This is a genomic window from uncultured Aquimarina sp., assembly GCF_947495315.1.
Classification (GTDB): Bacteria; Bacteroidota; Bacteroidia; order Flavobacteriales; family Flavobacteriaceae; genus Aquimarina.
In genome coordinates, this window is the sequence record NZ_CANLYD010000049.1 from 1 (window position 1) to 461 (window position 461).

A 461-nucleotide genomic window follows, 5' to 3' on the forward strand; every position below is an offset into this window, starting at 1 on the left:
GAAGAAGAAACACGTCTTAATTCAAGTTCAAACGGATTTTCTGTTTTTAATTTATCCGTTTCTCTTTCTGATAGTTCACATAATTCCTTATTAAAACTCATAATTGATTTCTTATTCAAGCTCATTAAATAACCATCTGCTATGTTTTCAATAGCTTTTTTTATCAATTTTTGATTGACATCGCTTCCCCACGATAGGCGTATAACATTTGAATGTAAATTGTGTTTAATTGGATAATGTTTTTCAAACCAATTCGGAATGCTGTCAATTTTAGTTACAATAAATCCGTCATATGTATTTGGCATTTGAATTAGAACATCTCCATTTTTATTTAGATCTATTTCGTTAGAAGATAATTTATGTAGAAATGTAACATTACACTCACCAAAAACAAATGTTTTTATTTTCAAGTCTTCCAGTTGAACACCAAAATTTGTTACTTTATCACAAATATCAACCTT

1 protein-coding gene is annotated in these 461 nt (G+C 28.0%); it reads right to left on the reverse strand.

What is annotated here, in order from left to right:
• Positions 1 to 461 (reverse strand): hypothetical protein (locus tag Q0910_RS28540; protein WP_299224252.1); only part of this gene is annotated, 461 nt, incomplete at both ends.